The 15,279-nt window shown below is 45.1% G+C and carries 12 protein-coding genes; 5 read left to right on the top strand and 7 right to left on the bottom strand.

Annotated elements, in window-relative coordinates:
* The first annotated feature begins 88 nt into the window (after window positions 1-88).
* Window positions 89-655 (top strand): sugar transferase, encoded by a 567-nt coding sequence (locus ACZ1GZ_RS05150; RefSeq protein WP_472667405.1) that lies wholly within the window; start codon window positions 89-91, stop codon window positions 653-655.
* 98 nt (window positions 656-753) lie between these two features.
* Window positions 754-1,752: a LacI family DNA-binding transcriptional regulator gene (locus ACZ1GZ_RS05145; protein ID WP_472667404.1), complete on the top strand. Its 999-nt coding sequence runs from the start codon at window positions 754-756 to the stop codon at window positions 1,750-1,752.
* 103 nt (window positions 1,753-1,855) lie between these two features.
* Here the strand turns inward: ACZ1GZ_RS05145 and ACZ1GZ_RS05140 are convergent, their stop codons facing one another.
* From ACZ1GZ_RS05140 to ACZ1GZ_RS05130, 3 genes are read right to left on the bottom strand one after another with little or no spacing between them, the layout of a single operon-like run.
* Complete coding sequence (locus ACZ1GZ_RS05140) at window positions 1,856-3,013, bottom strand: Gfo/Idh/MocA family protein (RefSeq protein ID WP_472667403.1); 1,158 nt, start codon at window positions 3,011-3,013, stop codon at window positions 1,856-1,858.
* Window positions 3,014-3,916 (bottom strand): TIM barrel protein, encoded by a 903-nt coding sequence (locus ACZ1GZ_RS05135; RefSeq protein WP_472667402.1) that lies wholly within the window; start codon window positions 3,914-3,916, stop codon window positions 3,014-3,016. It lies immediately after the preceding gene.
* A gap of 19 nt (window positions 3,917-3,935) precedes the next feature.
* Window positions 3,936-5,069 carry a Gfo/Idh/MocA family protein gene (locus tag ACZ1GZ_RS05130; protein ID WP_472667401.1) on the bottom strand — a complete coding sequence of 378 codons (1,134 nt, stop codon included), beginning with the start codon at window positions 5,067-5,069 and terminating at the stop codon, window positions 3,936-3,938.
* 182 nt (window positions 5,070-5,251) lie between these two features.
* Here ACZ1GZ_RS05130 and ACZ1GZ_RS05125 point away from each other — a divergent pair, with 182 nt between their 5' ends.
* Window positions 5,252-5,935 carry a haloacid dehalogenase type II gene (locus tag ACZ1GZ_RS05125; RefSeq protein ID WP_472667400.1) on the top strand — a complete coding sequence of 228 codons (684 nt, stop codon included), beginning with the start codon at window positions 5,252-5,254 and terminating at the stop codon, window positions 5,933-5,935.
* Here ACZ1GZ_RS05125 and ACZ1GZ_RS05120 read toward each other — a convergent pair.
* From ACZ1GZ_RS05120 to ACZ1GZ_RS05110, 3 genes are all read right to left on the bottom strand, one after another.
* A complete protein-coding gene (locus ACZ1GZ_RS05120) occupies window positions 5,932-7,551 on the bottom strand; it encodes a TolC family protein (RefSeq protein WP_472667399.1) in 1,620 nt (539 codons plus the stop codon). The genes ACZ1GZ_RS05125 and ACZ1GZ_RS05120 overlap by 4 nt on opposite strands.
* Before the next feature lie 118 nt (window positions 7,552-7,669).
* Window positions 7,670-9,013 (bottom strand): MATE family efflux transporter, encoded by a 1,344-nt coding sequence (locus ACZ1GZ_RS05115; protein WP_472667398.1) that lies wholly within the window; start codon window positions 9,011-9,013, stop codon window positions 7,670-7,672.
* A 10-nt stretch (window positions 9,014-9,023) separates the two neighbouring features.
* Complete coding sequence (locus ACZ1GZ_RS05110; RefSeq protein ID WP_472667397.1) at window positions 9,024-9,293, bottom strand: DUF6460 domain-containing protein; 270 nt, start codon at window positions 9,291-9,293, stop codon at window positions 9,024-9,026.
* Window positions 9,294-9,460: 167 nt separating this feature from the next.
* Between ACZ1GZ_RS05110 and ACZ1GZ_RS05105 the strand changes: the two genes are divergently transcribed.
* Window positions 9,461-11,965, top strand: coding sequence for a ligase-associated DNA damage response DEXH box helicase (locus tag ACZ1GZ_RS05105; RefSeq protein ID WP_472667396.1), 2,505 nt, complete (start codon window positions 9,461-9,463; stop codon window positions 11,963-11,965).
* Window positions 11,962-12,681 carry a ligase-associated DNA damage response endonuclease PdeM gene (gene pdeM, locus ACZ1GZ_RS05100; RefSeq protein ID WP_472667395.1) on the top strand — a complete coding sequence of 240 codons (720 nt, stop codon included), beginning with the start codon at window positions 11,962-11,964 and terminating at the stop codon, window positions 12,679-12,681. The genes ACZ1GZ_RS05105 and pdeM overlap by 4 nt, the downstream gene beginning before the upstream one ends.
* Before the next feature lie 45 nt (window positions 12,682-12,726).
* Here pdeM and ACZ1GZ_RS05095 read toward each other — a convergent pair whose 3' ends face one another.
* Window positions 12,727-15,258 (bottom strand): peptidoglycan-binding protein, encoded by a 2,532-nt coding sequence (locus tag ACZ1GZ_RS05095; protein WP_472667394.1) that lies wholly within the window; start codon window positions 15,256-15,258, stop codon window positions 12,727-12,729.
* Window positions 15,259-15,279: the final 21 nt, after the last annotated feature.

Below are 15,279 nucleotides of genomic sequence, written 5' to 3'. Positions count from 1 at the left end.
TTCGTGATTGTACCAATTGAGATTTACACATCTTACATGCTAAGACCCCACATCTCTTGTGCGATTATCTAGGAATTTCAAACTGCCCATGTTATATTCACTATTTAAAAAAATATTTGATTACGGCGTGTCAATTGTCATTTTTGCAGCCTTTTGGTGGTTGTTTTTGCTGATTTCTTTGCTGGTAAAGCTTGATTCCAAAGGCCCTGCTATTCTCGCGCAAAAACGTGTTGGGTTGAATGGTGATGAATTTACCTGTTACAAATTTAGGACCATGCATATCGGTACAAAGGTCGCTGCAACACACGAAGTCAGCACCAATAACATTACGCAAATCGGCGGTTTTTTACGCAAATCAAAGCTCGATGAGTTGCCTCAAATCTGGAATATCTTAAAAAACGAGATGAGCTTTGTTGGCCCCCGTCCGTGCCTGCCCACTCAAAATGAACTTATTCTCCTTAGATCCGAAGCGGGAATTTTTGATGATTTACCCGGCATTACAGGTTGGGCGCAAGTTCAAGGTATTGATATGAGCAATCCAAAATACTTAGTCGACACAGAAATAGAATACAGAACCAAACGCTCGATTTTGTTTGATATAAAAATTCTTTTTGCAACGTTTATCGGTCGCGGTAATGGCGATAGAACGAAATAAACACCTACTTTTTCTTCTGGTGAACATTGAATTTAGCCTGTTAACAATCACTGATATTCATCGTAAGGTTCTTCTAAGTTCAAGATGGAAAGAGAATTATGCCTGTAACAGCTCAAGATGTCGCTGATAAAGCTGGGGTTTCTCGCTCGGCTGTATCGCGTGCTTTTACACCAGGCGCATCTGTATCAGCGCGTATGCGCAAAAGAGTTGAAGATGCCGCGAAAGATTTAGGTTATAGCCCAAATGTTTTGGCAAGTAGCTTAACAACACGGCGCACCAAGCTTATCGGCTTGGTTTCTGACAATTTTCAAAACCCACTTTTTTTGGAAGTGTTTGATCTGTTTTCTCGCGGCTTGCAGGAAAAGGGTTTAAGACCACTCTTGTTAAATTTATCGGGTGAGCACAATCCAGAAAATTCAGTGCATTTGCTGCGCCAATATTCCGTCGATGGAGTGATTGTTGCCTCATCAACCTTGCCACCTGGATTTGCCAAAGCGTTTTCTGATGAGGGCATTCCAATTGTTCATTCATTTGGACGCCATGCTATTTCTCCAGCTGTAACCATAGTTGGTATTGATAATGTTGAATGTGGCCGGATGGCAGCGCAAGCGTTGTTGGCGTGCGGCTATACATCCGTGGGCTTTATCGGTGGCCCGGAGCTTGCAAGTTCAACACAGGACCGTGTCACTGGTTTTCGCGAAGAAATTGCCAAACACCCGGAAGTACATGTGACCCACTCCTACGCAAACGCTTATTCGTTTAAGGCCGGGCGCGCAGAAATGCAGAGATTACTCAAGTACAAGCCTCAGCAAGCATATTTTTGCGGGGATGATGCGCTTGCTGTTGGTGCAATGAGTGCAGCCGAAGACGCAGGATTTAATGTTCCCGGTGACATTGGCTTCATCGGATTAAATGATATGGAAATAGCCAGCTGGCAGAACATCAATCTTACCACAATCAAGCAGCCAATTACGGATATCATCAACTCATCTTTACAGTTGATGTTTGAGATGCTTGAAGATCCCGATCACGAACCGCAAGCAAAAATATTTCCCTGCGAAATTATTGAACGCGGGACATTGGTCAAAAAAACCTAGTACCCAACCAGTCGATTTAATCGAAATTGCATCGACATTAAGACCTAAAAAAGCCGCATGGATTTTATTATCTACGCGGCTTTTTTGATATAATTAATTTCATTTAGCGAAACATTGGCGGTCGGGCATCGAGCCATTCCCCATCGTTTTTACCTGATTGCGCTACAGCAACCACGGCTGCCATCGAACGCAGGCCGTCTTCAGCGCGCGGATAAAGATTTGCCGCAGGGTCCATATCACGATTTTCTTTTTGCGCTTTAATTGCTTCGGCGAGATCTAGATAAATATTTGCAAATGCCAGTGGCATGCCTTCGGCATGTCCAACAGTCACGCGCGATGTACGATCCGCCTCTGGAGAAAGATTACCTTCTCCGCGTTCGATCACTTGTAAACGCTCACCCAACGGCATGTAATAAAGCTGGTTTGGCTGCTCTTGGGACCAGCGAAGGCCGCCTTTTTCGCCAAAGACCTGAATTGCCAAACCGTGCTGACGTCCAATAGCAATCGAAGATGTCCAAAGGCGACCAACGGTGCCGCCATCCATGCGGAAATTGACCATGGCATCATCTTCTAATGTCCGAACCGGAATACACGAAACGGTATCAGCAGAAAGTTTTTCCACTTCTTGGCCTGTTACAAAACTTGCCATGTGAAGCGCATGAATACCGCAGTCGGCAAATTGCGCTGATACGCCCGCTTGTGCGGGATCATAACGCCAACGGACGCGAGGATTGTCAGCATCCTCTGCATCGGCATGATGACCATGGGCAAATTCTGCATTAACAACACGAATTGCACCCAAATCACCGCGCGCGATCATCGCTTTCATGTGGCGCACAAGTGAGTAACCTGTATAGCCATAATTAACGGCGCAGATCTTACCCATTTTATTGGCTGTGCGCACAATATCTTCACCTTCTTCAACTGTCATCGTCATAGGCTTTTCGCACAAGACATTAAATCCAGCTTCTAGAAACGCTTTGGTGATTTCGTAATGCGTTGAGTTTGGTGTCGCAACTGTGACAAGATCAACGCGATCTTTACGATCTTTCTCACCTTCAAGCATTTCTTGCCAACTACCATAAGATCGATCAGCATCTAAACCCAATTTTTGACCGTAAGCGCGACCTTCTTCGGGTCGATGGTCTAGCGCACCAGCAACAAACTCGAACTCACCGTCAATCCCGGAACCTAGTCTGTGTGCTGGACCAATTTGGCTGCCTTCACCGCCGCCGATCATACCCCATTTTAGTTTTGTCATTTATGTATCCTCGCTGAAACCAATAGATGCCAAAAACTCACGATTAAAACGTGCGTCTCCCACTGGATCGTTTTCCAGTGTTGGATCGATATCCTGTTCGACCGTACACCAACCAGAGAAGTTATTATCAGTCAGTATTTTATAAACACTTGGGAAATCGACATCACCCTGTCCCAGTTTGCAGAATATATGTTGGCCGCAGGCCTCATAGAAATCTGTGCGGTTTTTAACCACATTGGCCTTCACCGCCGGATCAATGTCTTTGAAATGCATATAGGATATGCGGCTAATATATTTTTCCATAAATGCAACAGGATCAAATCCAGCATAACTATGGTGACCTGTATCAAAGCAGATCTTTAAAATACTCTCATCGACTTCGGCCAGAAGTTTTTCGAGCTCCGGCTCAAAATCCATAAAGCCGCCAGCATGTGCATGAATTCCAACAGTCAGGCCGTATTCTTCAGCACCCATCTTAGCAACATAAGCGATACGATCGCGAAATGCCGACCATTCAGCATCATCCATTTGCTCAGCTTCATTGGCACGACCTGCTGTTGGCGCCCGGCGTGGTGAAATGGAATCAATTAACACCAGATGCTCGGCACCGTGGGCTTTAAGAGCTTCGCATGTTCTACGCGATGCATCTTTAACATCATCCCATGCATTTACATCGTGGAAGGCGCGGAAAACAACACCACCGATCAACTCTAATTCGTGCGCAGCAAGTGCATCACCCAATTGCGCGGGGTCTTCTGGCATATAACCGACAGGGCCAAGCTCGATGCCATTATAACCAGCATCCTTGCAATCTTTCAGCACGTCCTGCCACGCAGGATTGCGAGGATCATCTGCAAATTCAACACCCCATGAACAGGGTGCATTGCCTATTCTTATTGTCATTTTCTAGTCTTTCAAAAAATTAAATATCGTTGATATTAAGCCACCTTTTTTCGGAGGCTGATTTAAAGGCGGCTGAGACGATTTGCATAACGTCCAACCCATCTTGAAATGTTGGCCAAATCGCTTTCTTAGTTGCAATTGCTTCTAAAAAGTCTTTGGCCTCAATAATGATCTGATCTTGATATCCGGTTCCGTGCCCTGGTCCCTGACAAAACGGCAGATAATCTGGATGTTCTGGCCCTGTAAATATCTTTTTGAAACCTTGCTGTGCAGCAGGTGCATCCATCTCATATAACCAAAGCGCATTTTGATCTTCCTGATCAAAACGAATTGCACCCTTTGTTCCGATAATTTCATAGGCGTAGCCCATTTTTCGACCCGACGCGACGCGGCTGAAATACATGTGGCCCATGACACCATTTTCAAACCGACACATCATTTGACCATGATCATCATTGGTCACGTCTTCCATATGACCCGTATCTGGATGCGGGCGTTTGGCATGCACTGTTTCAACTTCTGCAATCAATCCTGATATTGGACCAATAAGTGCTAATGCAGCATTGATCATGTGCGGGGCTAGATCGCCCATTGTACCGTTAGCGTCGCCTCTTGTACGCCAAGTTGATGGTGAATTTGGATCTGCTAGAAAATCTTCTGTGTGCTCACCTCGAAACCAGGTGATATCCCCAATAGCGCCATCTGCGATAAGTTTGCGTGCATATTGGGAGGCCGGAGTGCGGATATAGTTATAGGCGACCATGTTGGTGACATTATGCTGTTGAGCACTTTTAACCATTGCACGCGCATCTTCTAGCGAAGCTCCCATTGGCTTTTCACAAAGAACGGGCTTTCCAAGCGCAAAGGCTGCTTCAGCGATTTCACGATGAGTACTTTGCGGTGATGCGATGACAATTGCTCCCACTTGTGGGTCATTGACCAATTCACGCCAATCGGTTGTTGCGCGCGCAAACCCATAAGCCTTTCGATATCGCTCAGCAGAATCTGGTGACGTTGCGCAAACCATTTGTAAAGATGGTCGAAGCTCTGTGTTAAAAATGGCGCCAACGGACGACATTGCAACAGCATGTGCTTTGCCCATATAGCCACCACCAACGATCCCTATACCGATCGCATTACTGTTATCTGCCATCTTCTTCCTCCCTGAAACCGGGCTGCGAACTCACTCGCTTTGCACGCGGTTGCAAATTCCTATCATTAGTTTGTCCATTTGGTCAACAGAACTCTTTCACTCGACATATTTTTTCTTTATTCTTCAAAAACTAGAAGACTAAAACCTTCTTCAAGGCAATCATAAAACATCAGGAAGTTACCATGAAAAAAGACGTTGAAATCAAAGCCGTTATTTTTGATGCTTATGGTACATTATTTGACGTTTATTCTGTTGGTGCATTAGCGGAGGAATTCTTCCCCGGAAATGGACCAGCATTGGCAAATATATGGCGCGATAGACAAATAGATTATACGCGCATTCGCACATTATGTGACCAATATATTGATTTTTGGGAGATCACCCAAGATGCGCTGAGGTTTGCTTGTGCTGCTCTTAAACTCGAACTCACAAATGAGAAATTTGAAAAATTAATGCAACAATATGCACATCTTGCCGCGTTTCCAGAAAATTTGGCTGTACTTGATCAACTCAAGACCGATGGGCTTAAACTTGGTATTTTATCAAATGGCACGAAAAACATGATCGATAGCGCCGTTGAAAGCGCCAAAATGGATGGCTACTTCGATCATATTCTAACGGTTGAAGCCATTCGTAAGTTCAAAACCGTTCCAGAGGCTTATCAGCTCGGTCCAGATAGTTTTAAACTCAATGTAGATGAGATCTTATTTGTTTCTTCCAATTGCTGGGATGCCTGTGGCGCTACCTGGTTTGGCTATCAAACATTGTGGGTTAATCGAGCCGATATGCCGCTTGAAGAACTGCATATTGTTCCGGATGTAATTGGCACGTCTTTGGAAGATGTGTTTCAACTTATTGAGCGCTAAAGACCAAGTTCATTCATATCAAATTTATTTGCCGCGATAAGCAACTGATATGCGCTCCAATAAGCATCGGTCTTTACACCGATTGCATCAATCTTTGATTGAGCCAGCGCACGCTTTTGTTCAAGAAGCTGATCAAGCGAACCAACTCCCTGAGTGTAACGTTCGCGCTCAGCAGTTTCGATCTGCTTCATATATTTCACGCGTGATGCCGCCAGATCAATTTGTCTCTTACCGGCTTTATATTGGCGATATAGTGAGCGAATGGATAAGGCCACATTACGTTTTGTATCTGAAGCTTCGTATGAGGCAAGTTGTGCGCGTTGACGGCTTTCTGCAATGCTTGAAACCGTACTTAAATCGACAAGTGGCATGGATAGTTTCACACCCACTTTCCAATCTGTTGATTGTTGAGATTTTGAATAAGCGCTTATCGCTCTATCGTGCTGTGCGTAAACATTGACCTGCGGCAAATACTGACCATAAGCGGCGCGACTTGTATGACGCTGAGAGACAGCGCGATGTTGCGCGGCTTTAACCTCTGGATTGGCAACCATGGCCTGTTGAACCAGCTGTTCTTCATCATCTAAGACCAGCTTTGATACACGCATTAGCTTTGGAAGATCAGTGAATTTTCCTCCAGTTAAGCTCTCAATTTGAGCTCGTAGCTGAGATTGAGACCCTTTTGCTGCCTCATGCTGTTGTCGCATACTCGCCAAATTTGCTTGCACATATGCAACATCTGCCTGACTTGCAACACCGTGCGCTTTCCGATTTTTAACTGCCGACAATAGTTTTCTCAAACTTGAAACATTTTGCCCGAGCAGGTTCACCGTTTCCTCAGTTTGATGATACTGCAGATATGCTGACAAAACGTCTAATAGCACCTTGTTTTGCGCTGAAATTGCATCGCTCTTCGCCGCTAATTTATTCCGGCGTGCCGCACGAAGAGAGAATATACGCTGCCCACCTGTATAGATCGGCATATTTAATGCAAAACTTAGCTCTGTTTCGCGGTCAGCATTGCTTAAATTACCAAAACCGTCACTTGAACGAGATGCATCAAATGTCATGCTGATGGTGGGTGTAAATTTCGCGATCTCAGACCAAATTTTTGTATCAGAAATATGAACTTGTTTGACCGCAATTTTAATTCCATCACTGTTTGAAACAGCCTCTTTTAAGACCCCACGCAAATCACCTGCGACCTCTGCATTTAATTTAGGCTCGGATTTGGAAGCATATCTATTTGTCTTTTTGGAATGAACGTGACGACGCGTTTTGGCTTTTCTATTCACGGTCATCGGGATGGAACCGACCACTTCATTAGAAGGCGTAGCTTTTGCGGTAATTTTTGGTTCTTTCACCTTGATTTCAGCAGCTTGTGTCGCATCAACGACAATATTTACTTCGCTGGAGCCGCGTAATGCCTCCTCGGAAAACAAGGATAGTTTAGACAAAGTTTGATCGGGCGATGTTTGATCAGACAAAGCTGGATCGGACAAAACTTCATCTGATCGGGCATGAGTTGATGAAAGGAGCAGAAAAACGCAAAACAAACCCGCAACCGTCAAACGGTGCGAGAACGTTTTTACAAGATACGCCCCCTGATACAACATTACTTACTCCACAAATATGGAGCACACTTTAATGCGTTATGGTTAATAATCCTTTAGAATACGGCCCAAATCTCCGTAGCTCTTCGTTTAATAAATATCCCTACAGGAAAGTGGATTATTAGAATATATGCTTGATTTTACGTGATAAAATATAGCTTAACGACAAACCACGAAGCAACATAAATGCATTAAGGCTAAGCCAAAGACCGTGATTGCCCCAAAAATGGGTGAAACCAATGGATAACACAATAAAGCCCCCCAGTGATACAAGCATCATATTTCTCATATCCGCTGACCATGTCGCACCGATAAAAATTCCATCCATTTGAAATGCTAGGACGCCTGTAATGGAAATTAATGCTGCCCAAATATAGTACTCGCTGGCAATTGTGCGCACTGTCGGCTCGTTTGTTATTAAATTGATCAACCAAGGCCCAAGCAAAACGAATACAATCATCAAAATGCCCGCGAGCAAAAAGCCCCAATAAAGGGTCAATTTCACCGTTTTAACAAATGCAGGGCGATAATTTGCGCCAATTGCACGGCCCGCTAATTGTTCTGCAGCTGTTGCAAATCCATCGAGCAAATATCCCGAGAGCATTAAAAAATTCATCAATATCGCATTGGCGGCAAGCGTTTCATCACCGATTTGACCACCCATTCTCGTCAGCCAAGCAAATGCCCCAACAAGCGCAAAACTTCTGATCATAATATCACCGTTTAACGCCATGAGTTTTACAATAGCCGGGCGGTGAAAAATCTGCTTTTGCGGCAATTGTTGTGTACCTTTAAAGCTGCGCAAAATGATGATTAGCCCGATGGTCAAACCAAGAAATTCAGCAATAACAGTTGCTATTGCAACACCTGATAGCCCCCATTCAAGGCCCAAGCCCAGAGCAAAAGAAAGTGCGATATTGGTGCCGTTGATCAAAATTTGCAGGATGAGCCCAAGGCGCCCCTTGCCCAAGCCTAAAACATATCCCAATAGTGCGTAATTCATCAAAGCAGCTGGCGCTGAAAATATACGGATTACGAAATACTCTTTTGCGGCGGACGCAACTTGCGCACTTGCATCCATCAAAAAAAGGCCCATTGAAATAATAACAGAATGCAGCAGCAAGATTAAAATGCCAGATGCCAAACCAATGAGCATTGAACGCCAAAACACAGCTTTCTGCTCAAGCTCATCATCGCGTCCATAGGCTTGTGCGACCAATCCGGTTGTAGCTGATCTTAAAAAGTTAAAAGTGCCAAACAAAAGATCGAAAATAATGGTAGCAATTGCGAGACCGCCAATTAATGCGGCATTGGCAAACTGACCTACGACAGCCATATCGGTTATGCCCAGCAATGGCGTTGTTAAAAACGCCAATGTCATCGGCATAGCAATAGCAAATATACTTTTATGATCTACATCAAATTTGCGCGTAACTTTTGATGTTTCATTTTGTTGAGTTTGCAAATGCTGATCTTTAGTTACGGCGATAATTTAAAATGCGAAGCAACAAGAAGACAGGGACAACGATTGCTGCACCTAAGGCCAAATATTCGCCAACGCGCCCGAGAGCTGCAAATCCCTGCTCCCATATGCGAACGATAAAGTCTCGCACACCATATAAAATATCAAATGGTGACCAGTTAAAAGCTGCCATCACCACACCGACAATAAACGAAATAACCAACAATTTCAGGATGGTTCGTCCAATTGTATCACCTAAAAATCGGTTTATTTGTCCTGACATAGGCTCACTCCTTGGCATAATCTTTTAACACGGACATAATCATCTGGTAGTTGGGTTGCAAGATAAATGCGCTTTTGGATGTAAATAAGACGCTTCTTTTTCACGGAAGCTTGCATGAAATAGGCATCGCTCATAGCTTTAATCAAATTTAAAGCGATTCTTTATCAATGGCGTCTGAGCAGCATCTACTCCCCGACATATTTACCCAATGGTTTGACAGCCATGGTTGGGCGCCGCGAGATCACCAGCTGGCGCTTTTGAAAAAAGCTCAGGATGGATTTTCAAGCCTTTTGATTGCACCAACAGGCGCGGGCAAGACACTTGCGGGCTTTCTGCCATCGCTGACAGAATTATCGATGCGCGAAAAACCTAAACCAGGGATGGTGAAACCACGCTTGCATACGCTTTATGTGTCTCCTTTAAAAGCATTGGCGGTTGATATTGAACGCAATTTGACAAAACCTGTTTCTGAAATGGGATTGTCTATAAAAATTGAAACTCGTACCGGGGACACTCCCCAACATAAACGTCAAAGACAAAAGCTTGATCCGCCGGATATCCTGCTAACGACGCCTGAGCAAATTTCTCTATTGCTCGCCAATGGACAGGCGGAACTCTTTTTCAAAGATTTGAAATACATCATCTTTGATGAATTACATTCACTTGTGACATCAAAACGTGGGCATTTGTTGGCACTTGCACTTTCACGTTTAAGAAGTCATGCACCAGACCTTAAGACCATTGGATTGTCAGCTACGGTTGCCAATCCAGAAGACTTGCAAAAATGGCTAGTTGGTCAAATGAACGGTGATGAACGGGCCGAAAAAATTGTTGTTGAAGGTGGCGCGAAACCAAATATCTCAATTCTTGAGACCAAAGAACGGATCCCATGGTCTGGTCATAGCGCCAGATATGCCATGGGTGATGTGTATGACCAGATCAAAGCTCATCAAACAACACTTTTATTCGTCAACACACGCAGCCAAGCCGAGTTGTTATTTCAAGAATTATGGACCATTAACGACGATAATTTACCCATTGCTTTGCATCACGGCTCGTTGGATGCAAGCCAACGCCGCAAAGTAGAAGCGGCGATGGCGCAAAATGCTCTACGCGCAGTTGTTGCCACCTCAACACTGGATTTGGGCATTGATTGGGGAGATGTTGATTTAGTCATTCATATCGGCGCGCCCAAAGGTGCCAGCCGTTTGGCGCAACGAATTGGGCGTTCAAACCATAGAATGGACGAACCCAGCAAAGCGGTTTTAGTACCCGCAAACCGCTTTGAAGTTATGGAGTGTAAAGCAGCACTTGACGCCAATTATATCGGTGCACAGGATACTCCCCCACTTCTTGAAGGGGCAATTGATGTTTTGGCCCAACATATTTTAGGAATGGCATGTGCGAAGCCATTTTTGGAAGACGAGTTATATCGCGAGGTGATTAGTGCCGCGCCCTATAGTGGTTTTTCAAAAACACAATTTGCGCGCATTGTAGAATTTGTGGCAACAGGCGGCTACGCGCTTAAAACCTACGAACGATATGCCCGCATTCGCAAAACAAAAGACGGAACCTGGCGCATATCCAATCCGCAAATCGCTCAGCAATATAGATTAAACATTGGCACAATCATCGAAGCACCTATCTTGAATGTGCGCCTAACGAAAAGAAAATCCAATGGTTCCATCGGTCGTGGTGGACCCAAATTGGGCACTATTGAAGAATATTTTTTAGAAATGTTGTCACCGGGCGATACGTTTTTATTTAGTGGGCAAGTCCTGCGATTTGAGGGTATCCGCGAAAATGAAAGTTTAGCCTCTAAAACATTTGATGAATCGCCCAAGATCCCTTCTTACGCGGGTGGCAAATTCCCGCTATCAACATATCTTGCTGAACAAGTGCGTAAGATGCTGATAGATCCTGACAAATGGGCTTCATTTCCAGCACAAGTTCGCGAATGGCTTGAGCTGCAAAAACGGGTGTCACGTTTACCAAGTCATAATGAACTTTTGCTCGAAACATTCCCGCGAAACAAAAAACATTACATGATCATCTACCCGTTTGAAGGTCGCTTAGCGCATCAAACTCTTGGTATGTTGCTAACCAGACGACTAGAGCGCATGCATGCACGGCCGCTTGGCTTTGTAGCTACAGACTATGCGCTTGCCATTTGGGCACTTGATGATTTGGGCGAACGATTTAAAAGCGGCTTAATATCTTTAAGCGAATTATTTGATGAAGATATGCTTGGCGATGACCTAGAGGCATGGCTTGATGAATCCTGGTTGTTAAAACGCACATTTAGAAATTGTGCTGTCATCTCTGGATTGATTGAACGTCGCCACCCCGGCAAGGAAAAAACTGGGCGACAAGTTACCGTTTCGGCTGATTTAATTTACGATGTTTTACGCAGTCACGAGCCTGATCACATTCTTATGCAAGCAACGCGCGCTGATGCAGCAACAGGATTGTTGGATATTCGCAGATTAAGCGATATGCTTTTACGAATCAAAGGACGTATCATGCATCAAAAACTCGATCATATTTCACCGCTTGCTGTTCCTATCATGCTTGAAATAGGTCGCGAACCAGTTAATGGCGAAGCGCAGGAAAGCATTTTGCTAGAAGCTGCCGAAGAGTTTTTGAGCGAGGCGACGGGTCATCTTGAATGAATATAGCAAGGCCCGTTTCAAACACAAAAACGACCTTACGCTCACATTCAACCGAGCTTAACGGTGTGGATATAGTTTGTGATATCGACGGTGTTTTGTATCTGCCGCAATCACGCACATTAATTGTATCTGACCTTCACCTTGAAAAAGGGGCTGCATTTGCGCGGCGAGGATTGCTGCATCCGCCTTATGATACCTCACAAACTCTTGCCAAATTGAAACGTGCCATTGCGTATTTTGATCCCAAATCCGTGATTAGTCTTGGGGATAGTTTTCACGATCAATTGGGATCTGAACTTTTGCCAGATGCTGCCCGCGAGCAAATAAAGCAGATGCAAGCAGGGCGCGATTGGCTATGGATTTCGGGCAACCACGATCCAGACCCACATACCAGTATTGAAGGTGATTGTGCTCAAGAAACAATTTGCGAAACCTTGCTGTTACGTCATGAACCATCTGATAATGATGTTGTGGGAGAGATATCGGGCCACCTGCATCCTGCAGCTGTGATCACACGGCGGGGTAAATCTGTTCACAGGCCTTGTTTTGCAACCGATGGAAACCGCCTTATCATGCCTTCGTTTGGAGCGACAACAGGCGGGCTTTCGTTAAAGCACAAAGCATTTAAAGGTTTGTTTGATACAAAAAGGCTCTTCGCCCATGTTCTAGGCAAAGAGCAAATTTATCCAATTTCTTGGTCCAAAATGCGCGGCTAACGCGAAAGAGGCTCATCGCGCAAATGTGGCTTAAGCAAAGTTGTCCTAACCGTTGCGCTTGAGCAATTCTTGCACAAGCTTATCGGTAATTTGTCCATCTGCATCCATACCAATTGAGGCTTGGAACTCTTTAATGGCATTGGTTGTTTTCGCACCTATAATTCCGTCCGGGCGACCAGCATCAAAGCCATTGTTGTTCAAAATGCCTTGAATATTCATGATAGCTTTTTTCATATCAATTGATGCAGTGTTGGTTGCTTCACCAATCCATGAATCTGGAACTTGAACATTATTTGCGCCCACATCAAGCGGTGTTGGCTTCCAATTCGCAACCAGTGCTTTAGCAATTTCGGTATCAGCTTGTGGCAAAGCGTTGAAAACCTCATCTCTCTTAGAAGCAGCATCCGCATCACCCTGATTTGCAGCAATTGCGAACCACTTATAGCTTTCTGACAGATTGCGCTGAACACCTTCGCCGCGTGCATATAGGATCGCCATATTGACCTGGCTGTCACGGACACCACGCTCAGCAGCAGCTAAGAACCAGTTTGCAGCCTGCGTAAAGTCAGATGCATTGCCAGTGGACGCAAGTAAAACACCAAGATTGTGCATAGCATTTATATTGCCGTTATCTGCTGATGATTGATAAAGAACTCTGGCGCGATCTATATCACGATCAACTCCGGTTCCTTTTTCAAAGAAATTACCCAAACGATATTGCGCAGGGGCGAAATCTAAGTCGGACGAAAGTTTAAGCCATTTAACGGCCTCATCCAGTTTAACTTCGGTACCGCGACCTTCGGTAAAGCGTGCTGAAATTTCATAAAGAGCAATGGGATCACCATTTAATGCAGCCTGTTTTAAAGCAACTGGTGCTACAGAATCAGGTAGCCCTTGCGCGTCTGCATATGGATTTACCGGACTAGAAACCTCTGCTTGAGGTTGAAATGAACTAACTGGATCTGTAACTGCGGCTGTGTCGATCACTTCACGCACAGGTGCCAAGTCTGAAGGAAGAGCGCCTGTATCTTCACTTGCCAATTGATTCACCTCAGGAGCTGATCCATCGCTCAAAGGAAGCACCGGATCAGGAGGTGCGATCGCAGGCGGAGACTGATCAAACGATGTTGTTTCATTGACAGCTGTTTGCGCCTCATTCGCCAAAGGAATTTCCCTTGGCTCAACTGTTTCTGGCACAACCTCGACCACTTCCGGTGCCGGGGCCTGCGATGAACCACCGATAAAGTTTTTCGCCAAAGGAATGGCCATAATAGCCAACAAGATTGCACCTGCTGCCATCAAAATTGGCTTACGTACAAGCGGTCCACCAGATTGTTTAACACCACGTTTCTTCTTTTGTGGCTTTTCATCACCATCCATGGCGCTAACTTCTGCAGCTGCTGCAAGCGCAGCTTTGCGCGCTGATGCAACATAATCAGTTGGTTTTGTGGTCGCCATCTGAGGTTCAGTTTCGCTACCACGTTGTCTTTGTACATCACGCATTTTTTGCATGATAGAATTGATATCGGGTGCGCCTGAACCCGGTTCGAGTGGCTCATCTGCAAACTCACTTTCCAACTCATCTAAAGCTGAAGGTTCTGAGCGTTGCTCTGGTGTTGCAAGAAGGCTTTGTTCTTCATCGCCAGAATTACGATCACGTTTAATACGTTCTGCTAAACCCGCAAGGAGCGAACTTGCGCCGCGTGCTGGCTTTTCGGCCTTAACATCAGATTCGATTGCAGCTTCATCGCCAAGCACAGGGTCATCATAAACCTCAACACTAGGTGTGGGTTCCGCAAGCATTGCCGCGCGCGGCATTTCAGCATTGGATGGCGGTGTTTCAGATACCTGAGGTGAACTTGGCACACCAGAACGTTCCATAGCTTCCAAACGATCTGCAATCTTGAGCAAAGTATCTTGCAGAGCCCCAAACGATTTAGAGTTACGATCTTCAGATTCACGATAAAGATGTTCAAGCTGCTGCAAATCAGATGTCAGAGCCTGAATATTTGCCCCATCAACATCGCCACCAGCTTGGGCTGCATTTGGCGATCTTTGGTACGCTTCAAGCGTCGCTTCTGCTGCTTGTCGCGCTGCCTCTAACACAAACTCGTCATTGGTATTTAGATGTTCTTCCAGATTTGATAATTTATCACCAACCTGGTCAACACTCGCGCCGCTCATCAATTCCGACAATTGCGCGATTTGCTGTTGCAAACCATCGGTGTTTGCCTGCGTCACACCACCTGTCGAATTTTCCAAACGTTCTGCAATACCGGAAAGTTGATGTTCCAAGCGATCAAAGCCCGGTAAATCCGTTGGCGAAGCGCGTTCATCAAGTTTGTTCGCAATTTCAGCAAGTTGTCCGACAAGTCGCTCGATCCCAGCAGTTTCAACAGATGCAGCCCGGTTATCTAGAGCATCAACCTTATTCGCAATTTCCAATAAACGCTCATCTAATTGAGGGTTGTGAGCACTTGGTCCTCTGCTGTCCAAACTCGTCTGAAGGTTCGCAAGTCTTTGTTCCAGCTCGCTGATGCTTGTATCATTGGCTATATCATTCAAACGCGCTGACATCGCTTCCAGGCGATCAGCAAC

The organism is Lentilitoribacter sp. JB5-8, from assembly GCF_055693385.1.
The sequence above is the reverse complement of the archived record's forward strand: the minus strand, read 5'-3'. Positions and strand labels throughout refer to the sequence as shown.